The organism is Streptomyces sp. NPDC111628 (genome assembly GCF_055635195.1).
Genome location: NZ_JBVKBZ010000006.1, coordinates 724436 through 747082 on the forward strand (window position 1 = coordinate 724436; position 22647 = coordinate 747082).

At 72.9% G+C, this 22647-nt stretch carries 2 protein-coding genes; both read left to right on the forward strand.

Annotated features, from left to right (window positions below; translation table 11 throughout):
* Positions 1-72: 72 nt before the first annotated feature.
* Positions 73-10104 (forward strand): SDR family NAD(P)-dependent oxidoreductase, encoded by a 10032-nt coding sequence (locus tag ACZ7MF_RS32550; protein ID WP_471481865.1) that lies wholly within the window; start codon positions 73-75, stop codon positions 10102-10104.
* Between the two features lie 15 nt (positions 10105-10119).
* Entirely contained in the window at positions 10120-22593 is a 12474-nt protein-coding gene (locus tag ACZ7MF_RS32555) for an SDR family NAD(P)-dependent oxidoreductase (RefSeq protein WP_471481846.1), read from the forward strand.
* Positions 22594-22647 lie beyond the last annotated feature (54 nt).

Sequence of the window (22647 nt, forward strand, 5' to 3'; positions counted from 1 at the left end):
GATGGGCCTCGACGATCTGCTGGCCATGGCGCGGGAAAACCTGGAGAGCTGATGGACAAGTCGATGCAAGAGGTGGTCGTCGCCCTGCGCGACTCCCTGAAGGAAGTCCGGCAGCTCCGGCAGCAGAACCTCCAGCTGCGTGAGGCCGCCCGCGAACCACTCGCGATCGTGGGACTGAGCTGCCGCTACCCGGGCGGAGTTCAATCCCCCTCAGAGCTGTGGGAGTTGCTCATCGACGGCCGCGATGCCGTCAGCGGCTTCCCCACCGACCGCGGCTGGGACCTCGACGCCCTCAACAGCACGGACCCCGACGAACTCGGTACCAGCTACGTGCGCGAAGGCGGGTTCCTGTCGGACGTGGCCGGCTTCGATGCCTCGTTCTTCGGTATCTCGCCGCGCGAAGCCCTGGCCATGGACCCGCAGCAGCGCCTGCTGCTCGAAGCCTCGTGGGAGGCGATCGAACACGCGGGAATCGACCCGGCCGCGCTGCGCGGCAGCCGCACCGGAGTGTTCACCGGGACCAACGGCCAGGACTACGTGTCGCTTCAGAACGCCGCCCTCGACCAGACCGAGGGGTACCTCGGCACCGGCGGCACCGCGAGCATCCTGTCCGGACGTGTCTCCTACTTCTTCGGGTTCGAGGGCCCCGCGGTCTCCGTGGACACGGCCTGCTCGTCGTCTCTGGTGAGCCTGCATCTCGCGGCGCAGGCGCTGCGGCAGGGCGAGTGCGACCTGGCGCTGGCCGGCGGGGTGACCGTCATGTCGACGCCCGTCACCTTCATCGACTTCAGCCGCCAGCGGGGTCTGGCCGTCGACGGCCGCTGCAAGGCGTTCGCCGCCGGTGCCGACGGGACGGGCTGGGGCGAGGGCGTGGGCATGCTCGTCCTGGAGCGCCTGTCGGACGCTCGGCGCAATGGCCACCGGGTCCTTGCGGTGGTCCGGGGCAGTGCGGTCAATCAGGACGGCGCCTCCAGCGGTTTGACTGCTCCGAATGGTCCGTCGCAGCAGCGGGTGATCCGGCAGGCCCTGTCCAGCGCTGGTCTGTCGCCCGCCGAGGTGGATGCGGTGGAGGCGCATGGGACGGGGACGTCGTTGGGTGACCCGATCGAGGCGCAGGCGCTGTTGGCGACGTACGGTCAGGAGCGTGTGGATGAACGTCCTCTGTGGTTGGGGTCGTTGAAGTCGAATATTGGTCATACGCAGGCGGCTGCGGGTGTTGCTTCGATCATCAAGATGGTGGAGGCGATGCGGCATGGTGTGCTGCCGAAGACCCTGCATGTGGATGAGCCGTCGCCGCATGTGGACTGGGCTTCGGGTGAGGTGCGGCTGCTGACGGAGGCCGTGGAGTGGCCGGAGACGGGTCGCCCGCGCCGGGCGGGTGTCTCCTCGTTCGGATTCAGTGGCACCAACGCCCACGTCATCCTGGAACAGGCTCCTGACGAGGAGCCGGTTGCGGAGCCGACTGAGGTTGCGCCGGTGGCGTTGTGGCCGGTGTCGGCGAAGTCCGCCGAGGCGGTCGAGGAACTGATCGCAGCGCTCGGCGGGTTGGATGCGCCAGCGGAGGGTGTCACCCGTTCACTCGCCCTGCGTTCTCGGTTTGATCACCGTGCGGTGGTGTGGCCGGGCGGGGACGTGCGCGGAACGGTGCGTGGCGGTGGTCTGGCCGCGCTGTTCACGGGTCAGGGTGCGCAGCGGATCGGCATGGGCCGGGAGCTGTACACGAGGTTCCCGGTGTTCGCTGCCGCGTTTGACGAGGTGGCTGCGTGTCTTGAGGTGCGCGATGACGAGCTGCTGGACCGGACGGTGCACGCCCAGGCCGCGTTGTTCGCCGTTGAGGTGGCGCTGTTCCGGCTGCTCGAAGCGTGGGGTGTGCGGCCGGATGTGCTGATCGGTCACTCGGTGGGTGAGCTGGCGGCCGCCCATGTGGCGGGTGTGTGGTCGTTGCAGGACGCCTGCCGGGTCGTTGCGGCGCGGGGCCGGCTGATGGACGCACTTCCCGAGGGCGGCGGCATGGTCGCCCTGCGCATGAGCGAGACCGACGCACTTACCGCGATCGAGGGCCGCCCCGGGGTGGGCCTCGCGGCGGTCAACGGACCCTCCTCGGTGGTCGTCTCCGGCCCCCTTGATGCGCTGGAGGGCTTGGACGGCAAGCGTCTCAACGTCAGCCACGCTTTCCACTCCACGCTGATGGAGCCGATGCTGGACGACTTCCGTGCCGTGCTGGAGTCGGTCGAATTCGCTGAGCCGTCGATGCGGTACGAGCCCACGGCCTCCTGTGGGCTGGGTTGGTCGGATGCGGAGTACTGGGTCCAGCAGGTGCGTGAGCCGGTCCGTTTCCTTGACGCCGTGAACGCGGCGGACGCTTCCACGTGGCTGGAGGTCGGCCCCGACGGCGTATTGTCCGCCCTGGTCGCGGCCATCCGCGACGACGCCCCCGTACTCGCCCCCTGCCTGCGCAAGGACCAGGACGAGACCGACACCTTCGTCACCGCCCTGGCCACCCTGTGGACCTCCGGCATCGAACTCGACTGGGCCACCCAGTACACGGGAGCCCGCCCCGTCGACCTGCCGACCTACCCCTTCCAGCACGAACGCTACTGGCTGGATGCGTCGTCCGCCGCCCTGGACGTCACCGGTGCCGGGCTCGATTCCGCGGACCATCCTCTGGTCGGCGCGGTCGTGAGCGTCCCCGGGGACGACTCCTCCGGCTCCGTCGTGCTCACCGGTCGTCTGTCCCGGACCACCCACACCTGGCTGGCGGACCACCGGGTGATGGGTGCGCTCATCGTGCCGGGTACCGCGTTCGTCGAGCTACTGCTGTGCGCCGGTGAGGAAGTCGGCCTGCTGCGCGTCGAGGAACTCACCCTGGAAGCACCCCTGATCCTCCCCGAGGACGGCGCCGTCCAGCTCCGGGTGACCGTGGAAGAGGGCGAGAGCACTCGCGCGGTCGTCGTCCACGCCAGGCCCGAGAACAGCACCGAGCCCTGGACGCGGCACGCCGGGGGCGTCCTCGGCGAAGCCGTCCCCGCCGAGAGCCTGTCCGCCCCATGGCCGCCACGTGATGCCGAGGAACTGCCCCTCGAAGGCTTCTACGCCGCGCTGGGCGAGGTCGGTTTCGCCTATGGCCCGGCCTTCCGGGGCGTACGAGCGGCATGGCGATCGGGTGACGACCTGTATGCCGAGCTTCAGGCCGACGATGCCCGTGAGGCCGGCCGGTTCGGTATCCACCCCGGGCTGCTCGACTCGGCGCTGCACGGCGTCGGTCTGCTCCCGGACGCCGACGGTACGGCCAAGCTGCCGTTCGTCTGGCAGGGTGTCCAACTGCACCATCGTGGGGCGGCCGTGGCGCGGGTCAGGCTGCGGCCCAACGGGTCCGGTGTCTCCCTGACCCTGGCCGATCCGTCGGGCGCCGTTCTGTGCGAGGCCGCTCAGATCGACCTCATGCCGGTTACCGCCAACCAGCTGCGTACCGCCCGCACCAGCGGGTCCGACACGCTCCTGCGGCTCGAATGGCAGCCGGCGTCCGAAGCGTCGCGGCCGATGCCGGAGCTGGTCCGGCTGCCGCGTACCGAGCCCGGTGCCGAGGGCGTACGGGCGGCCGTTCACCACGTGCTCGGCCTGGTCCAGGAACGGCTGGCCGGGACCGACACCGGCCCGCTCGTGATCGTCAGCCGGGGTGCCGTCGACACCGGGGACGGTGCCACCGACCTTGGACACTCCTCCGCCTGGGGCCTGATCCGCTCGGCCCAGTCCGAGCACCCGGGACGCTTCGTCCTCGTCGATGTGGACGCGGACGCGGTTCCGGCTGCTCTGCCCGAGGGCGCGGACCAAGTCGTGATCCGACGCGGCGAGGCCCTCGTGCCCCGGTTGGCCCGCTTGGTCCCCGGTCGGAGTGCCGGTGCGGACGAGGACGACGGACGGCACGCTCGGCGTGCCTTCGGTACGGGGCCGGTCCTGGTCACCGGCGGGACCGGAGCCCTCGGCTCTGCGATGGCCCGGCACCTGGTGACCGAGCACGGCGTCACCGAGTTGGTGCTCGCCGGCCGTCGCGGCCCGACCGCCCCCGGCGCCACGGAACTGGCGGACGAGCTGACCGGCCTCGGCGCAGCCGTCGACATCCGCGCCTGCGACCTCGGGGACCGTGCACAGGCCGCCGAACTGATCGCCCAGCGGCACTGGTCGGCCGTCGTGCACACGGCGGGCACCACCGAGGACGGGCTCGTGGAGGCTCTCACTCCCGACCGTCTCGACGCCGTTCTGCGCCCCAAGCTCGACGCGGCCTGGAACCTGCACGAGCTGACCGCGGACCTCGAACTCGACGCGTTCGTACTCTTCTCCTCGGCCGCAGGTGTCCTCGGCACCCCGGGGCAGGCGAACTACGCCGCGGCCAACGCCTTCCTCGACGGTCTCGCGGCCCGGCGTCGCGCCACCGGTCGTCAGGCGGTCTCACTTGCCTGGGGCCTCTGGGACGCCGGCCTCGGCGCTTCCGTCACCGACCTGGACCGTGCCCGTATGGCTCGCACCGGGATGGCCCCCCTTTCGGTCGACTCCGCACTCGCCCTGTTCGACGCCGCTCTGCTCGACGTCGTCAGGGACGAGGCCGGGCCGGTCGGCAGCACGGCGGTCGTCGTACCGCTCGCGCTCGACCTGAGGCGTGCCGACCCCGAGTTGATGTCTCCGTTGCTGCGGCACATGGTCAAGGGACATCGACGCCGCTCCTCCGCCACGTCTGCCGCCCCCGGTATCGACCCGGCCACCGCCCTGGATCCGGCGGCTCTGGAGCAGTCGGTCGAGACCCTCCTGCGGGAGTCCGTGGCGGCGGCTCTCGGCCACTCCACGGCGGGGACCCTCGAACTGGGGAAGCCCTTCCGGGATCTCGGCTTCGACTCGCTCACCGGTGTGGACCTCAGGAACCGGCTGAATGCCGGGACGGGGCTGCGGCTGCCCGCCACGCTCGTCTTCGACCACCCCACGCCCCGAGCACTCACCCGCCACCTGCTGGCCGAGCTGACCGGCGTCACTGCCGACAGCGCCGACAGCGCGATACCGGCCACGGTGGCCGTCGACGAGCCGATCGCCATCGTCGGGATGAGCTGTCGGTATCCGGGTGGCGTCGATTCCCCCGACGGGCTGTGGCAGTTGGTCGCCGACGGTCGCGACGGCGTCAGTGCCTGGCCGGACGATCGCGGCTGGGACCTGGAGTCCCTGTACGACCCCGATCCGGACGCACACGGGCACAGCTACGTGCGGCACGGCGGCTTCCTGCACGACGCGGCGGAGTTCGACGCCTCGTTCTTCGGGATCGCGCCACGTGAGGCGTTGGCGATGGACCCGCAGCAGCGGCTGCTGCTGGAAACCTCCTGGGCGGCGGCGGAGAGCGCGGGAATCGACCCGGCCTCGCTGCACGGCAGCCGTACCGGCGTGTTCGCCGGCGTCATGTACTTCGACTACGCCGCGCGCCTCCGCGACGTGCCCATCGAGGCCGAGGGCTACCTCGGCAATGGCAGCGCCGGGAGTGTCGCGTCGGGCCGTATCTCGTACACGTTTGGTTTCGAGGGTCCGGCGATGACGGTGGACACGGCGTGTTCGTCGTCTCTGGTGAGCCTGCATCTCGCGGCCCAGGCCCTGCGGCAGGGTGAGTGCGACCTGGCGCTGGCCGGCGGCGTGACGGTGATGTCGTCGCCGGTGACGTTTGTGGAGTTCAGTCGTCAGCGGGGGCTTTCCCCGGATGGGCGGTGCAAGGCGTTCGGTGCGTCGGCCGATGGTGTGGGCTGGGGCGAGGGCGTGGGCATGCTGGTCCTGGAGCGGTTGTCGGACGCGCGTCGCAACGGGCATCGAGTCCTTGCGGTGGTCCGGGGCAGCGCGGTCAACCAGGACGGCGCCTCCAATGGCCTGACCGCCCCCAATGGTCCCTCGCAGCAGCGGGTGATCCGGCAGGCCCTGTCCAGCGCCGGTCTCTCGCCCGCCGAGGTCGACGCGGTCGAGGGCCATGGGACGGGCACGACGTTGGGTGACCCGATCGAAGCACAGGCACTGCTGGCCACCTACGGCCAGGAGCGGACGGATGAACGCCCCCTGTGGTTGGGGTCGCTGAAGTCGAACATCGGCCACACTCAGGCGGCTGCCGGTGTCGGCGGGATCATCAAGATGGTCGAGGCGATGCGGCATGGCGTGCTGCCTAAGACCCTGCATGCGGACGAGTCGTCGCCGCACGTGGACTGGGCTTCGGGTGAGGTGCGGCTGCTGACCGAGGCCGTGGACTGGCCGGAGACAGGTCGCCCGCGCCGCGCGGGGGTGTCCTCGTTCGGGATCAGCGGCACCAACGCCCACGTCATCCTCGAACAGGCTCCTGACGAGGAGCCGGTCGCGGAGCCGACTGCGACTGCTCCGGTGACAATGTGGCCGGTGTCGGCCAAGTCGCCTGAGGCAGCTCAGCAGTTGGTGGACGCGCTGAGTGGCGTCGACGCTCCGGCGGAGCGTGTTGCTCGTTCACTCGCTCTGCGTTCTCGGTTTGATCATCGTGCGGTGGTGTGGTCGGGCGGTGATGTGCGTGGGGTGGTGCGTGGCGGTGGTCTGGCCGCGTTGTTCACGGGGCAGGGTGCGCAGCGGGTCGGTATGGGTCGTGAGCTCTACGGCAAGTTCCCCGTCTTTGCTGCCGCGTTTGACGAGGTGGCTGCGTGCCTAGAGGTGCGCGACGACGAGCTGCTGGACCGGACGATGCACGCCCAGGCCGCCTTGTTCGCCGTCGAGGTGGCGTTGTTCCGGCTGCTGGAGTCGTGGGGTGTGCGGCCGGATGTGCTGATCGGTCATTCGGTGGGTGAGCTGGCGGCGGCGCATGTGGCGGGTGTGTGGTCGTTGCAGGACGCCTGCCGGGTGGTGGCGGCGCGGGGCCGGCTGATGGACGCACTGCCGGAGGGCGGTGGCATGGTCGCCCTGCGCATGAGCGAGACCGACGCACTTACCGCGATCGAGGGCCGCCCCGGTCTCGGTCTCGCGGCGGTCAACGGACCCTCCTCGGTGGTCGTCTCCGGGCCTCTCGATGCGCTGGAGGGTCTGGACGGCAAGCGTCTCAACGTCAGCCATGCTTTCCACTCCGCGCTGATGGAGCCGATGCTGGACGACTTCCGTGCCGTGCTGGCGTCGGTGGAGTTCGGCGAGCCGTCGATGCGGTACCAGGCCACGGCCCGGTGCGAACTGGGCTGGTCGGACCCGGAGTACTGGGTCCAACAGGTCCGCGAACCGGTCCGCTTCCTCGACGCCGTGAACGCCGCTACAGACGTGACGACGTGGCTGGAGGTCGGCCCGGATGCCGTCCTGTCCGCCTTGGTTGCGGCCATCCGCGACGACGCCCCCGTACTCGCCCCCTGCCTGCGCAAGGACCAGGACGAGACCGACACCTTCGTCACCGCCCTGGCCACCCTGTGGACCTCCGGCATCGAACTCGACTGGGCCACCCAGTACACGGGATCCCGCCTCGTCGACCTGCCGACCTACCCCTTCCAACGCCAGCGCTACTGGATCGACGCGGGTGCCGGTTCCGCAGAGCCCGTCACGCTCGGTGTCGACGGCTCCGACCACCCCATGGTCGGCTCGGTCATCGAGCATGCCGGTACGGGCAACTACACGCTCACCGGCCGGCTTGACCTCGCCAGCCTGCCTTGGCTCGCCGAGCACCGGGTCATGGGCGCCGTGATCCTGCCCGGCACGGCCTTCGCCGACCTGGCGTCGCACGCCGCCGCGCAGACCGGGTGCGACACGGTCGAGGAACTGACGCTCGACGCGCCGCTCACCCTGGATGACGGGCCGGTGCGGCTGCAGATGGCGGTCGCCGAGGCGGATGCCGAGGGCCGCCGGGCGTTCACCGTCCACTCCCGTGGTGAGGAGCCGGACGCGGAATGGGTCCGGCACGCGGAGGGCACACTCGGCACCACGGTGCCCGCCGACGCGAAGGCGGACGCCCTGCCCGCCGACGCGGTGCCGATCGCACTCGACGGCTTCTACGATTCGCTGGCCGACCGGGGCCTCGCCTACGGCCCGGCGTTCCGCGGTGTCAAGCACGTCTGGCGGCACGGGGCCGACGTCTACGCCGAGGTGGAGGCACCGGAGCTGACCGGCGACCACGTCGTGCACCCCGCTCTGCTCGACGCCGCCCTGCACCCGATCGCCCTGCTCCTGAACGGTGACGGAGGCGAAGAGGGCGACGGAGGAGACCGGCCCAGCGGGACGGAGACCCTCGTTCCCTTCGCTTGGCGCGGTCTCACTCTGAGGCAGACTCCGCCCGACGCCACGCTGCTCGTGCGGCTCAGCGCCGCGGGTGAGCAGCAGGCGGCGCTGTCCCTGTCCGCCGACGGTGTCCGGGTGGGCGAGATCGCCTCGCTGACGCTCCGTCACGTCACGGCCGGGGCCGTGCCCGCCCGCCTCCGGAACAGCCACCTCACGCCGGTCTGGCAGCCGGCATCCGCCACCACGGCCGGCACCGCGGACACCCCCGAAGCCGACGGCACCGCCGGTGCCGCCCCGGTCGAGGTGTTCCGTCTCCCGGCCACGGAGGGCACCGAACCGGCCGCGGTGCGCGCGGCTGTCGCCGCCGCCCTCACGGCCGTTCAAGCCGGACTTGCCGACGAGGGGCCGCGGCTCGCGGTCGTCACCAGCGGTGCCGTCGAGCCCGTCACGGACCTCGGGCACGCGGCGGTCTGGGGCCTGGTCCGCTCCGCGCAGACCGAGAACCCCGGCCGGTTCCTGCTCATCGACGCGGAGGACGACGACGGCGTACGGCGGGCGCTCGACATCGGGGAACCGCAGGTCGCCGTGCGCGGTGCGGAGATCCTCGTACCGCGGCTCGCTGCCGCCGTGCCCCGCAAGGAGCGGACGACGGCGACGGACACGGGGTCGGAGGCCGGGGAACGGCCGCGGTTCGGATCGGGTCAGGTGCTGGTCACCGGCGGCACCGGCGCGCTCGGTGCGCTCGTCGCCCGTCATCTCGTCGTCGCGTACGGTGTGCGCGATCTGCTCCTGACCAGCCGCCGCGGCCCCGATGCCCCGGGCGCCGCCGAACTCGCGGCGGAACTCGAAGGCCTCGGCGCACGCGTGGAGACCGTCGCCTGCGATGTCGGCGACCGCGAGGCCGCCGCCCGTCTGCTGGACGGGCGCAGCCTGTCGGCCGTCCTGCACATGGCGGGCGTCACCGACGACGGTGTGATCGGGTCGCTCACTCCTGAGCGCCTGGACGCGGTGCTGCGTCCGAAGACCGACGGCGCCTGGCACCTGCACGAGCTGACGAGGCATCAGAAATTGGCGGCGTTCGTGCTGTTCTCCTCGGCCGCCGGATGGCTCGGTGGCGCCGGACAGGGCAACTATGCCGCCGCCAACGCCTACCTCGACGGGCTCGCCGACTGGCGGCAGGCGCGGGGCCTGCCCGCCACGTCCCTCGCCTGGGGGCTGTGGGAGGGCGGCATGGGCGGCGAACTCGCGGACGCCGACCGGGAGAGAATCGAGCGGTCGGGCATGCGCGCCCTCGGCCGGGACGACGGGCTCGCCCTGTTCGACCTCGCCGTCGCCGGAACGCACCCGACCACGGTGCCGGTCCGGTTCGACTCGGCCGTGCTGCGCGCCCAGGCCGCCGAGGGCCGCCTGCCCCGACTGCTCAGCCGTCTCGTCACCACCACCGGCAAGACCGGCGCCGCCCGCGCCGACCGGTCCGACCAGCCGGCCGCGCTGCGGGCACGACTGGCCGCACTGGCGGAGTCCGCCCGCCCGCGGGCGGTGCTCGACCTGGTCCGCACGGAGGTCGCGGGAGCGCTCGGACACCGCTCGGCGGCGGCCGTGGGCGCGGAACGCTCCTTCAAGGAGCTGGGGTTCGACTCCCTCAGCGCCGTCGAACTCCGCAACCGGTTGCGCGCCGCAACCGGGATCGCCCTTCCGGCGACGCTGGTCTTCGACCGGCCGACGCCGGAAGCGATCGCTGAACTGATCACCACCGAGCTGGCACCGGAACCGGCCGTCGCAGCGGCGTCCGACGCCGAACAGGCCACTGCCGCCGACTCGATCGACGCGATGGACGCCGCGGACCTCATCGCCCTGGCACTCGCGAACTCCAGCAGCTGAAGGGGAAGCACGACAGTGGACAACAGTGGTTCTGACCGTCTCGTAGCCGCGCTCCGGGCCTCGCTCAAGGAGAACGAGCGCCTGCGCTCGCGTATCGAGGAGCTGGCCGGGGAACCTGTCGCGATCGTCGGCATGAGCTGCCGCTTCCCCGGCGGTGTCACTTCGCCGGAGGAGCTGTGGAAGCTCGTCGCAGACGGGGCGGACGCCATCACGGGCTTCCCCGCCGAGCGCGGCTGGGACGCCGACGCACTCTACGACCCCGACCCCGACGCGTCCGGCAAGAGCTACGCCCGTGAGGGCGGCTTCCTCGCCGACGCCCAGGACTTCGACGCCAACGCGTTCGGCATCTCGCCGCGTGAGGCGTTGGCGATGGACCCGCAGCAGCGGCTGCTGCTGGAGACCTCCTGGGAGGCGATCGAGCACGCCAGGATCGCGCCGTCCTCGCTGCGCGGCAGCAGGACCGGTGTGTTCACGGGCGTCATGTACCACGACTACGGGACGCTCGCCGACCCCGTGCCGCAGGAGGTCGAGGGCTACCTCGGCACCGGCAACTCGGGCAGCGTCGCATCCGGTCGGGTCGCCTACACCTTCGGGCTCGAGGGCCCCGCCGTCACCGTCGACACCGCCTGTTCCTCCTCCCTCGTCGCCCTGCACATGGCGGCCCGGTCGCTGCAGACGGGCGAGTGCGACCTGGCGCTCGCGGGCGGGGTGACCGTCATGGCGACGCCCGGCACGTTCATCGAGTTCAGCCGTCAGCGGGGGCTGTCCCCGGACGGCCGCTGCAAGGCGTTCGGCGCGTCGGCCGACGGGGTGGGCTGGGGCGAGGGCGTGGGCCTGCTGCTCGTGGAGCGCCTGTCGGACGCCCGGCGCAACGGTCACCGGATCCTCGCCGTGCTCCGGGGCAGCGCCGTCAACCAGGACGGCGCCTCCAACGGGCTGACCGCACCGCACGGGCCCTCCCAGCAGCGGGTGATCCGGCAGGCGCTGCACAGTGCCGGACTGGTCACGGGCGACGTGGACGTGGTCGAGGCGCACGGTACGGGGACGACCCTGGGCGACCCGATCGAGGCGCAGGCGCTGCTGGCGACGTACGGCCAGGACCGTACGGACGGGCGGCCGCTGTGGCTCGGCACGGTGAAGTCGAACATCGGCCACGCCCAGGCCGCCGCCGGTGTCGCCGGGATCATCAAAATGGTCGAGGCGATGCGGCACGAGGTGCTGCCCAGGACCCTGCACGCCGACGAGCCGTCCCCGCACGTCGACTGGAACGCGGGCGAGGTACGGCTGCTCACCGAGCAGCGCGACTGGACCCGGGGGGACCACCCACGCCGCGCCGCCGTCTCCTCGTTCGGGATCAGCGGCACCAACGCCCACGTCATCATCGAGGAGCCCTCGTTCGAGCACTCCTCGAGCGAGCAGCCCTCGAACGAGCAGCCCTCGAACGAGCAGCCCTCGAACGAGCAGCCCTCGAACGAGGAGCCCTCGAACGAGGAGCCTTCGGACGAGGAGCCTTCGGACGAGAAGCTCGTGGTGTGGCCGCTGTCCGGCCACGACGGCCTCGCCCTCGGCGCCCAGGCCGAGCGGCTCCACCGCCATCTGACCGACCACCCCGCGCTGGACGTCGGCGACATCGCGCGCTCGCTCGCCACCACCCGCTCACACCTGGAGGCCCGGGCCGCCGTCGTCGGCGCCGACCGTGCCGAGCTGCTCGCCGAGCTGGCGCTGCTCGCCGAGGGGCGGCTCGGGCCCGCGTCCGTGCGCGGTACCGTCACGGGCGGCGGGCTCGCCTTCCTGTTCACCGGTCAGGGCGCCCAGCGCCTCGGCATGGGCCGGACCCTGCACGCCGCCCACCCCGCCTTCGCCGCCGCGTTCGACGCGGCCGTCGCCGGGTTCGAGGCCGCCGGGCTGGACATCCGCTCCCTCATGTGGGGCGAGGACCCGGCCGCGTTGAACCGGACGGCCGCCGCCCAGGCCTCGCTGTTCACGGTCGAGGTCGCGCTGTACCGGCTGCTGGAGTCCTGGGGCGTCGTACCGGACGCGGTGGCCGGACACTCCGTCGGCGAGCTGGCCGCCGCCCATGTCGCCGGGGTCCTGGACCTCACCGACGCCTGCCGGCTCGTCGCCGCGCGCGGCGCCCTCATGGACGGCCTGCCGTCGGGCGGCGGCATGCTCGCGGTCGCCGCCGGCGAGGCCGACGTCGCGGCCGAGCTGCCGGACGGCGTGTGGATCGCCGCCGTCAACGGGCCCGCCGCGACCGTGGTCTCCGGAGCGCTCGACGCGCTCGCCCCGCTCGCCGACCAATGGCGGGAACAGGGCCTGCGGGTAAGGCAGCTGGAGGTCTCGCACGCCTTCCACTCGCCGCTGATGGAACCGGTGCTGGACGACTTCCGTGCCGTCCTCGCGACCCTCGACTTCCACCCGCCGTTCCACGACGTCACGACGACCGGCGGCCCCGGTCGCTGGGACGACCCCGAGTACTGGGTCCGCCAACTGCGCGAGCCCGTCCGGTTCGCCGACGCGATCACCGCGCAGGAGGAGGCGGGCGCCCGCACCTTCCTGGAGATCGGCCCCGACGGAGTGCTGGCCGCCCTCGGCCAGCAGTGCTCCACCGAGGACTCCGCGTTCGTCCCCGCCCTGCTGCGGGACCACCCCGAGGACACCCAGCTGCTGCGGGCCGTCGCCGAACTGCACGTGCGCGGTGTACGGGCCGACTGGCGGGCCCTGACCACCGGAGCCGGAGCCGGAGCTGGAGTCGGAGCCGGAGTCGGAGCCGACGTCGACCTGCCCACGTACGCCTTCCAGCGGCAGGGATACTGGCTCGACCCGTCGGCGCCCGCGGCCGCCGGCGTCGTACGCACCCCGATCCGGCAGGCCGACCCCGACGGCTCCCCGGCGCTGGTCGCCCGCCTCGCCGGGCTCGACGAGGCCGGGCGGCTACGGGCGCTCACCGAGCTGGTCCGGGCCGAGGCCGCGGCCGTACTCGGTCATGCCGCGGGCACCGACCTGCGCTCCGACCGGCCGTTCACCGACTCCGGCTTCGACTCGATGACCGCGGTCGGCCTGCGCAACCGGCTCGCCATGGCCACCGGTCTCACGCTGCCCGGCACGCTCGTCTACGACCACCCCTCGCCCGTGGCGCTCGCCCGGCACCTCGCCGGCCTCCTCCTCGGCGGTGAGCAGGACACCGAACGGCACCGCTCCCGCTCCGCGGACGAGCCCGTCGCGATCATCGGTATGGCCTGCCGCTACCCGGGCGGCATCGCCTCGCCCGCCGACCTGTGGCGGGTCGCGGTCACCGGCACCGACGCCATCGGCGAACTCCCCGACGATCGCGGTTGGGACGTCGAGGGCCTCTACGACCCCGACCCCGAGGCCCCCGGCAAGACCTACGCCAGGCACGGCGGATTCCTCACCGACGCGGGCGACTTCGACCCGGCCTTCTTCGGCATCTCACCGCGTGAGGCGCTGGCCATGGACCCGCAGCAGCGCCTGCTGCTGGAGGTCGCGTGGGAGACCTTCGAGAACGCCGGTATCGACCCGGCCACCGCACGCGGCACCCACACCGGTGTGTACGCCGGCATCAGCGGCCAGGACTACGGCGGTCTCATCACCGACGACCCGGACGCGGAAGGCTACTTCCTCACCGGCACCGCGACCAGCGTCGTCTCCGGCCGGGTCGCCTACACCTTCGGCCTCGAAGGCCCGGCCGTCACCGTCGACACCGCGTGCTCGGCCTCGCTGGTGGCGCTGCACCTGGCGGTGCGCGCGCTGCGCCAGGGCGAGTGCGACATGGCCCTGGGCGGCGGCAGCACCCTCCTGTCGACGCCCGTCGGCCTGACCGAGTTCAGCCGGCAGCGCGGCCTGTCCCCGGACGGCCGGTGCAAGGCCTTCTCGGCGTCGGCCGACGGCGTCGGCTGGGGCGAGGGCGTCGGCACCGTCCTGCTGGAGCGGCTGTCGGACGCGCGCCGCAACGGCCACCGCGTCCTCGCGGTGATCCGCGGCAGCGCCGTCAACCAGGACGGCGCCTCCAACGGGCTGACCGCCCCCAGCGGCCCCTCCCAGCAGCGGGTCATCCGCCAGGCGCTGCGCGACAGCGGCCTGGCCCCCTCCGACGTGGACGCCGTCGAGGCCCACGGCACCGGCACCACCCTCGGCGACCCCATCGAGGCACAGGCCCTCATCGCTGCCTACGGCCAGGAGCGGCCCGCCGAACTTCCCCTGTACATCGGGTCGTTCAAGTCGAACATCGGTCACGCCCAGGGCGCGTCCGGCGTCGCCGGCGTGATCAAGATGGTGGAGTCGATGCGGCACCGCGTGCTGCCCAGGACCCTGCACGTCGACGCCCTCAGCCCGCACGTCGACTGGTCCGCCGGAAACGTCAGCGTGCTCACCGAGGCACGCCCCTGGCCCGACACGGGCCGGGCCATGCGGGCCGGTGTGTCCTCCTTCGGCATGAGCGGCACCAACGCCCACCTGATCCTCGAACAAGGAGACCCGGACCGGTCCGCCGACCCGGCCACCGAGCCCGCCGACCCGGCACCCGTCACCGTCTGGCCGGTCTCGGCCCGCAGCGAGGCCGCCCTGCGCGCACAGGCCTCCGCCCTCCTGGCCCGCCTCGCACAACCCGCGGACGACACCGGGATCTCGGACCTCTCCGCCGCGCTGGTGACACGGCGGGCCCGCTTCGAACACCGGGCCGTCGTGGTCGGCTCCGAGCGGGACGAACTCCTCGCCGGACTCGAGGCGGTCGCCGCCGGGACGCCCGACGCCCGCGTCGTGACCGGCTTCGCACCGGGCGACGCCCGCCCGGTGTTCGTCTTCCCCGGCCAGGGCTCCCAGTGGATCGGCATGGCCGACCGGCTGCTGCGCGAGTCGCCCGCGTTCCGCGACCGGCTCCAGGAGTGCGCGGCCGCCCTCGCCCCGCACACCGACTGGTCGCTGACGGAGGTGCTCGCCGACACCGACCGCGGCGCGCTCGACCGGGTCGACGTGGTGCAGCCCGCGCTGTGGGCCGTCATGGTGGCCCTCGCCGAGACCTGGCGCTCCTTCGGCGTCGAACCCGCCGCCGTCGTCGGCCACTCCCAGGGCGAGATAGCCGCCGCCTGCGTCGCCGGAGCCCTCTCCCTGGAGGACGCGGCCAGGATCGTCGCCCTGCGCAGCCGCGCACTGACCGCGCTCGCCGGCACCGGCGGCATGATGTCCGTGGCGCTGCCCGCCGAACGGGTCGCCGACGACCTCGGGGCCTGGCCCGGCCTGCTCGGCATCGCCGCCGTCAACGGAGCCTCCTCCACCGTCGTGTCCGGCGCCCCCGAGGCCCTCGACGCGCTGAAGGCCCGCTACCAGGCCGACGGTGTCCGGGCGACCCGTATCCCGGTGGACTACGCCTCGCACTCCCCGCACGTGGACGCCCTGGAGGACGAACTCGCCGGGCTGCTGGCCGGGATCGAGCCCAGGTCCACCTCCGTCGCCTTCTACTCGACCGTCACCGCCGAACCCGTCGACGGCGCCACCCTGGACGCGGCGTACTGGTTCCGCAACCTGCGCCGCACCGTCGCGTTCGACGCCACCGTCCGCCGCCTCGTCGCCGACGGCCACCTCACCTTCGTGGAGAGCAGCCCGCACCCGGTCCTGCCGCACGGCATCGAGCAGACCCTCGACGCTGCGGGCGCCACCGGACGGGTCGTACCCTCGCTGCGCCGCGGCGAGGGCGGACTGGACCGCTTCGCACTGTCGGTGGGCGCCGCCCACGCGGCAGGGGTCGAGGTGGACTGGTCGCCGCTGGTCACCGGGGACGGCGCACGGGCCGACCTGCCCACCTACGCCTTCCAGCGCCGGCGCTACTGGGCCGAGGGCCGCACCGACGCGGACGTCACCTCGGCCGGTCTGCGCTCACTCGACCACGGCCTGCTCAGCGCGAGCGTGCCGGTCGGCGGGGACGGACCCCTGGTGCTCTCCGGACGCCTGTCGCTGGCCGGCCAGCCCTGGCTCGGCGACCACCGGGTCGGCGGCACGGTCTTCGTGCCCGGCACCGCCTTCCTGGAGATGGTGCTGCGCGCCGGCGACGAGGTGGGCTGCGCCCGGATCGAGGAGCTGACCGTCGAGACGCCGCTGACCGTTCCCGACCGCGGCGGCGTGGCCGTGCAGGTGGTGGTCGACGGGAGCGACGGCGGCACCCGTGAGGTGCGGGTCTTCTCCCGTCCCGACGACGCCGAGACCTGGACGCGGCACGCCACCGGCGAGCTGACCGATGCCCCCTCGCCCGTCGGCTCCGACACCGCCGACCTCGCGGCCTGGCCGCCGCGCGACGCCCGGCGCGCCGACCTGGACGGCTTCTACCCGGCGCTGGCCGAGCGCGGCCTCGGCTACGGCCCCGCCTTCCAGGGGCTGACCGGCGTATGGACCCGCGGTGGCGAGGTGTTCGCCGAAGTCGCGCTGCCCGACGGGGTGGGCGTCGAGGAGTACGGGCTGCATCCGGCCGTCCTCGACGCCGCCCAGCACGCCGTCGGCTTCGGCCCCTTCCTCGGCGACGAGGGCCAGGCCTGGCTGCCCTTCTCCTGGCGCGGCGTGTCCCTGGCCGCGGTCGGCGCCTCCCGGCTGCGCGTCCGGCTGGCCGCCGCCGAATCCGGCACCGGTGTCGCCTTCACCGCCGCGGACACCTCCGGCGCCCTCGTCGCCCGGGTCGAGTCGCTGACCCTGCGGGCCCTCACCGCCGGCCAGGACCGTCCCGACGACGCCGCCGACGGCCTGTACCGCACCGTGTGGACCGCCCTGCCCGACGGACTGCGGTCGTCCGGCGAGGCCGACACCGCTCCCGGGACGGTGCTCCTGCACAGCCGGTTCGACGACGGCGCCGCACCGGCCGACGCGGTCTCCCGGACCCTGGCCGAACTCCAGAGCCTGATGGCCGACCCCGACGAGCCGACCGTGGCGGTCCTGACCGGCGGAGCGGTCGCCGCCGTCGAGGACGACCGGGTCCCCGACCTGGCCGCAGCGGCCGTCGTCGGCCTGGTCCGCTCGGCCCAGTCCGAGCACCCGGGCCGGATCGTCCTGGTCGACCTGGAGGCGCCCGCCCCGCACGACGCCTCCACGGCCGCCCCGCACGAGGACTCCACGGCCGTCACCGCGGCCGTCGAGACCGCCGTACTGGCCGGTGAACCCCAGGTCGCAGTCCGCGCCGGCCAGGTCCTCGTCCCGCGCCTCGCCGCCGACGACGGGCTCCGCCCACCGGCCGGAACGGACCACTACCGGCTGGCGCCCGCCCCGAGCGGCTCCTTCGACGACCTGAAGCTGATACCGGCACCCGAGGCGGACGAGCCGCTGGCCCCCGGCCAGATACGGATCGCGATGCGCGCGGGAGGTGTCAACTTCCGCGACGTCCTCAACACGCTCGGGATGTATCCGGGTGCGGTGGAGTTGGGTGGTGAGGGTGCCGGTGTGGTGTCCGAGACGGGTCCTGGTGTGGTGGGGGTGCGGGTCGGGGACCGGGTGATGGGGATGGCGTCGGGTGCGTTCGGGCCGGTGGTGGTTGCGGATGCGCGGATGGTGTGCCGGGTGCCGGAGGGGTGGTCGTGGGAGCAGGCGGCTTCGGTGCCGATCGTGTTTTTGACGGCTTGGTATGCGTTGCGTGATCTGGGTGGGGTCGGGGTGGGGGACCGGGTGTTGGTTCATGCCGCGGCTGGTGGTGTGGGGATGGCGGCGGTGCAAATCTGCCGGTATCTGGGGGCGGAGGTGTATGCCACCGCGTCCGAAGGCAAGTGGGATGTCCTTCGGGGGTTGGGTGTTGCGGAGGAGCGGATCGCCAGTTCTCGGACGGTGGACTTCGGCACTGCCTTCGGTGGGGCGTCCGATGGAGCGTCCGGTGGCGTGGATGTGGTGCTGAACTCCCTGGCCGGTGAGTTCGTGGACGTGTCGCTCGGACTGCTGAGCGAGGGCGGCCGGTTCCTGGAGATGGGCAAGACCGACGTCCGGGACGCGGCGGCGGTGGGCCGGTCCCATCCCGGCGTCACCTACCAGGCCTTCGACCTGCACGACGCCGGGCCCGAGCGGATCAGCGCCATGTACGGCGAACTGCTCGAGCAGTTCACGGCCGGAACACTGGAGGCGCTGCCCGTCCGGACCTGGGAGCTGTCCCGGGCGCGGGAGGCGTTCCGGTTCGTCTCCCAGGCCCGCCACATCGGCAAGGTCGTCCTCACCCTCCCCGAGCAGCGGGGATTCGGCGACGGCCCGGTGCTGATCACCGGCGGTACCGGTGTGCTCGGCTCCGAGATCGCCCGCCACCTGGCGCGGGAGCACGGCGTCCGGGACCTGGTCCTGGTGAGCAGGCGCGGCCCGTCCGCGCCCGGCGCCGACGACCTGGTCGCCGGACTCGCCGAGCTCGGAGCCGAGGCCGAAGTCGTGTCCTGCGACCTCGGCGACGCCGGGCAGGTCGCCGCCCTCACCGCCGGACGCCCCCTCACCGCGGTGATCCACGCCGCCGGTGTGACCGACGACGGCGTCCTGGCGTCCCTCACCCCGGAGCGGGTCGGCACGGTCATGCGCGCCAAGGCCGACGCGGCCCGGAACCTGCACGAGGCGACCCGCCACCACGACCTGGCACGGTTCGTGCTCTTCTCGTCGGTCGCCGGTGTCTTCGGCGGCGCGGGCCAGGGCAACTACGCCGCCGCCAACACCTTCCTCGACGGGCTCGCCGCCCACCGAAGGGCCCTGGGTCTGCCCGCCGTCTCCATCGCCTGGGGCCTGTGGGCGGTCGAGAGCGACATGACGCGCCACATGAGTGAGATCGACCTGGCCAGGATGGCCCGGGGCGGCATCCCACCGCTCGAACTCGCCCACGGCCTGACGCTGTTCGACGCGGCCTGCCGAACCGACGAGGCGAACCTGACGGCGGTCCGCTTCGACCTGGCGGCGCTGCGCTCGGCCGCCGCGTCCGCACTCCCGCCCGCAGTGCTGCGCGGCCTGGTCCGGACGCCCGCGCGGCGCCGGGCCGAAACCGCCGACGCCACCGGCCTGCTCAAGCGGCTCACCTCGCTCGGCGACACGGAGCGCGCCGCGTTCCTGCTCGACCTGGTGCGCGGCGAGGCCGCGGCGGTACTCGGACTCGCCACGCCGGCCGCCATCGAGGCCGACCAGGCGTTCCAGGCGGTCGGCTTCGACTCGCTCACCGCCGTGGAGTTCCGCAACCGGCTCGCCGCCACGACCGGGCTCAAGCTCCCGGCCACCGTCGTCTTCGACTACCCGGCCCCGGCCCCACTCGCCTCCTACCTGGGCGACCGCCTCCTCGGCGGCGACCGGCCCACCCCCGCCGCGCCGGTGCGGACCGCGGCCCCCGCCGACACCGACCCCGTCGTGATCGTCGCGATGAGCTGCCGCTACCCCGGCGGCGTCCGCAGCAGCGAGGACCTGTGGGACCTCGTCACCGGCGAGGTGGACGCCGTAGGCGACTTCCCCGAGGACCGCGGCTGGGACCTCGACGGCCTCTACGACCCCGACCCGGCGGCCTCCGGCAAGACCTACGCCCGGCAGGGCGGGTTCCTCTACGACGCCGCCGAGTTCGACCACACCTTCTTCGGCGTCTCCCCGCACGAGGCCCTGGCCATGGACCCGCAACAACGGCTGCTCCTGGAAACCTCCTGGGAAGCCTTCGAACGGGCCACGATCGACCCCACCACGCTGCGCGGCAGCCGCACCGGCACATTCGTCGGACTGGTCTACCACGACTACGGCTCCCGGCTGCTGACGGTCCCGCGGGAGGTCGAGGGCTTCGTCGGCAACGGCAGCGCGGGCAGTGTCGCCTCCGGCCGCATCGCGTACACCTTCGGCCTGGAGGGCCCGGCGATGACGGTGGACACGGCATGCTCGTCGTCGCTGGTCGCCCTGCACCTCGCCGCCCAGTCGCTGCGCCAGGGCGAGTGCGACCTCGCCCTCGCCGGCGGCGCCACCCTCATGGCGACGCCCGGACCCTTCGTGGAGTTCAGCCGCCAGCGGGTCATGTCGCAGGACGGCCGCTGCCGGGCCTTCGGCGCCGACGCCGGTGGCGCGGGCTGGAGCGAGGGCGTAGGCATGCTGCTGCTCGAACGGCTGTCGGACGCCCGGCGCAACGGGCACCGGGTACTCGCCGTCGTACGGGGCAGCGCGGTCAACCAGGACGGCGCGTCCAACGGCCTGACCGCCCCCAACGGACCCTCCCAGCAGCGCGTGATCCGGCAGGCCCTGGCGAGCGCCGGTCTGTCGTCCGCCGAGGTGGACGCCGTCGAGGGCCACGGCACCGGCACGACCCTGGGCGACCCGATCGAGGCGCAGGCCCTGCTGGCGACCTACGGCCAGGACCGGCCCCAGGACAGGCCGCTCATGCTCGGAACGATCAAGTCGAACATCGGGCACACCCAGGCCGCCGCCGGCGTCGCGGGGATCATCAAGATGGTCGAGGCGATGCGGCACGGGGTGCTGCCGAAGACGCTGCACGCCGACGAGCCCTCCCCGCACGTCGACTGGGAGTCCGGCGCGGTCCGCCTCATCACCGAACCCACCCCGTGGGACCAGGCGGGCCACCCGCGCCGCTCGGCCGTCTCCTCCTTCGGGATCAGTGGCACCAACGCCCACGTCATCCTGGAACAGGCACCCGAGGCGCCCGCCCCCGAGCCGTCCGGCGCACTGCCGTCGGCACCGTGGCCGGTCTCCGCGAAACACCCGGAAGCGGTCGAGGAGCAGCTCGCACGACTCGCCGCCCTCGAAGCCGACCCGGTGGACGTCGGCCGCACCCTGCTGACCCGCACCCGGTTCGAGCACCGCGCCGTCGCCTGGCCCGGCACCGTCGTCCGCGGCCGTGCCCTGCGCGGCCGCACCGCCTGGCTGTTCACCGGCCAGGGCGCCCAGCGCATCGGCATGGGCCGCGACCTGTACGCCGCCCAGCCCGTCTTCGCCGCCGCGTTCGACGAGATCTGCGCACACTTCGCCGACATCGACCCGGAGGCGCCCGCCCTCGCCGACGTGGTCTTCGGCGACGACCAGCCCCTGCTGGACCGCACCGTGCACGCGCAGGCCGCACTCTTCGCCATCGAGGTCGCGCTGGCCCGTCTCCTCCAGTCCTGGGGCCTGCGGCCCGACGTCGTCGTCGGACACTCCGTCGGCGAACTGGCGGCGGCCCACGTAGCGGGGCTGTGGTCGGCCGCCGACGCCTGCCGGATCGTGCACAGCCGGGGATCGCTCATGGACGCGCTGCCCGCAGGCGGCGGGATGCTCGCGGTCCAGGAGACCGAGGAACAGGTGCTGCTCACCCTCAAGGAGGCCGACGGGAACGAGACGGCCCAGATCGCCGTCGCGGCGGTGAACGGCCCACACTCCGTCGTCCTCTCCGGGCCGCTCGACACCCTCGACACGCTGGCCGACCGGTGGCGGAGCCAGGAGGTCAAGACGCGTCGACTGACCGTCAGCCACGCCTTCCACTCCCCGCTCATGGCGCCGGTGCTCGACGACTTCCGTGCCGTACTGGGCTCCGTGACGTTCCACGACCTCCAGGTGGACGCCGTCCCGACCGCCCAGGGAAGCGGACTCGGCTGGACCGACCCGGAGTACTGGGCCCTCCAGATCCTGGACTGCGTACGCTTCGCCGACGCCGTCGCCGAAACGTGCGCCAAGGACGTCGTGCGATGGCTGGAGGTCGGCCCCGACGCCGTACTCACCGCACTGGTCGGTCAGTGCGCGGACACCGCGACGATGGCACTCGCCCCGGCACTGCGCCCCGGGCGGGCCGAGCCGGAGACCCTGCTGACGGCCGTGGCCGAACTCTGGACCGCGGGCGCCGAGACCGACTGGGCGGCGCTCTACGAGGGCAGCGGCAGCCGCTTGGTGGACCTGCCCACCTACCCCTTCCAGCGCCGCCGTTTCTGGCTCGACGCGGAGGCCCGCTCGTACGGCGGCGACAGCTCCAACGGCACCTCCTACGACGCCTCCCACGGCCCCGAAGGGACCCCACGGGACGGCGCGCTCGCGGCCCGGCTCTCCACCCTGGACCCGGACGAACGGCTCGCCCACCTGGTGGACCTCGTGCGGGACGAGACCGCCTGGACCCTCGGCGAGGACGGCCGCGAGGTCGTCGAGGCCGAGCAGGCCTTCCGTGACAGCGGCTTCGACTCGCTGCTCTCCGTCCGGCTGCGCGACCGGCTGACCGCAGTGGCCGGCCTGCCCCTGCCCTCGACCCTGGTCTTCGACCACCCCACCCCGGCCGCCGTCGCCCGGTTCCTGCTGGCGGAACTGAGCGGGGACGGCTCCGGCGGACGCCGCGACGTGTTCGCCGAGCTGACCGGCCTGGAAGCACTCATCGACGAAGCGGAACTCGACCAGGTGGCCCTCTCCGGACTGCGCGGCCGGCTCCAGGGCCTGCTGACCCGGATCGGCGGCACGGAAGACCCGGCCGAGACCGGCGACGACCTCGACGACGCGTCCGCAGACGAGGTGCTCGAACTCATCCAGCGTGAGTTCGGCCGGTCCTGAAACTCCTTCACCCGTACCAAGGACGGAAACCGATGTCCAAGGAAAAAGAGCTCC